Annotated in this window: 3 protein-coding genes and 1 pseudogene; 1 reads left to right on the forward strand and 3 read right to left on the reverse strand. The window is 57.2% G+C overall.

Going from position 1 to position 1509, the window contains the following annotated elements; genetic code table 11:
- Positions 1-182 (forward strand): annotated as a pseudogene (locus Q0628_RS08475) (toxin-antitoxin system YwqK family antitoxin); the annotation flags it as partial.
- Here the strand turns inward: Q0628_RS08475 and Q0628_RS08480 are convergent.
- The 3 genes from Q0628_RS08480 to Q0628_RS08490 all read right to left on the reverse strand — a co-directional run.
- Complete coding sequence (locus tag Q0628_RS08480; protein ID WP_298770065.1) at positions 183-455, reverse strand: hypothetical protein; 273 nt, start codon at positions 453-455, stop codon at positions 183-185.
- A 3-nt stretch (positions 456-458) separates the two neighbouring features.
- Positions 459-1016, reverse strand: a complete 558-nt coding sequence (locus tag Q0628_RS08485; protein ID WP_298770067.1) for a metallophosphoesterase family protein — start codon at positions 1014-1016, stop codon at positions 459-461.
- 51 nt (positions 1017-1067) lie between these two features.
- Positions 1068-1509, reverse strand: a 442-nt coding sequence (locus Q0628_RS08490) for a pseudouridine synthase (protein ID WP_298770069.1), incomplete at its 5' end; no start/stop codon positions are given.

Here is a 1509-nt window from a genome sequence, read left to right on the forward strand (position 1 = left end):
CTTATGTAAGGGGCCAGCTGCATGGAGTCGCCAAGGTGTTCGACGACCTCGGCGGATTAAAAGAAGAAATGACCTTTGAACACGGACTGCGCCATGGTGCCTACCGCCGCTACAACCGCGGCATCAAGGTGATGGAATCGGAGTTCGAGCAGAACCGCTGCGTCAAGGGCTGCGACTTTTAGTTACATGTAGCCCGCCCATTCGGCGGCGACACTCGGCGATGCCTTGCGGATTTCCTTGGCGTGTTCGCTGTCGTCGGCAATGGCGATGTCACCGCTTGCAATTTTCGCCTTAATATCGTCGAAGGTTTTGGGCTGCTCCTTTTCGGGGAGCTTGTCGCCGGGTACAATGCAGGGGGCGTCGATCGCCGTTTTCGCCTTGTCCTTGACCGGAGAGTATTCGCGTGCGGCAGGGATTTCGTAGAACTTGTCTTCTTCGGGGCACCAGGCCATCAACGTTTACCCGTACACGCAACCCGCGGCGAGCCCAATGAATCCGGGGCGGTTCACGAACCCCATTTTGGCCCAGTGGCCAAATACGACCGTCTTGTTCCAGTTAATTTGTTCAAACCATGGACGGTCGTTCCAGTATCTTACAGACAAAATAACTTCCCGGTCCATGTCCTCTAGTCTGACCTTGCCGGGCTCTAAACCGGCGTGAACCAGCAGTGCGTGTGGAGTGTCGCGCCACAGGGGCCAGGTGCTTACCTCGGCGGCAATGGCGTGCCAAGTTTCCATCGGGAGCTTGGCGAAGCGGGCTCGTTGCTTCTCGGTCCATTCGCTTTCCGAAAGCTTCATCGCGCGTATCAGGTGTTCCTCATGGTTGCCGCGCACGGTAAGGATTCCGTTGTCCTTCACGAACTTTAGTGCCCGCAACATGTCGGGCCCCTTGTTGATGATGTCGCCCGTCTGGTACAGCGTGTCCTTGCCGCGCACAAAGCCGAATGCGTCTACAATGCGCTCGAGCTCGTCGGCACAGCCGTGCACATCACCTATATAAAGAGTTCGACTGTTCATACTAGAATGTCATGCCGGGCTTGACCCGGCATCTCCTTTCCTATAAGCGTGTTAGACATGCACCGCCTGTCGCAGTTTGTTCATTTCGTCGGCGGTGAGTTCTCGGAATTCTCCGGCGGGCAAGTCGCCCAAAGTCAGCTTGCAGTAGCTCACGCGTTTGAGGTCGCGAATCTCGTAGCCCACGGCGCGCATCATGCGGCGGATTTCTCGGTTCTTGCCTTCGATCAGCACGAGTTCGGCGAAACCCTTCTCCAGGTAGATGTCGGTCGCAAATGCAATCTCTTCTTGCTCTTCGCCTTCTTCGCGAATGTCAACGCCGTCTACCAGTTTCTGCGCGGCGTGCTCGCTCAGCGGGCGGTCTGTCCACACGTAGTAGCTGCGCGGAATTTCGTAGCTCGGGTGCGTGAGGCGGTGCAAGAGTTCGCCATCGTCGGTGAACAGCAACAGCCCGCGGCTCTGCAAGTCGAGGCGGCCCACATACTTAAGGCTCTGG

Source organism: uncultured Fibrobacter sp., assembly GCF_937877005.1.
Classification (GTDB): domain Bacteria; phylum Fibrobacterota; class Fibrobacteria; order Fibrobacterales; family Fibrobacteraceae; genus Fibrobacter.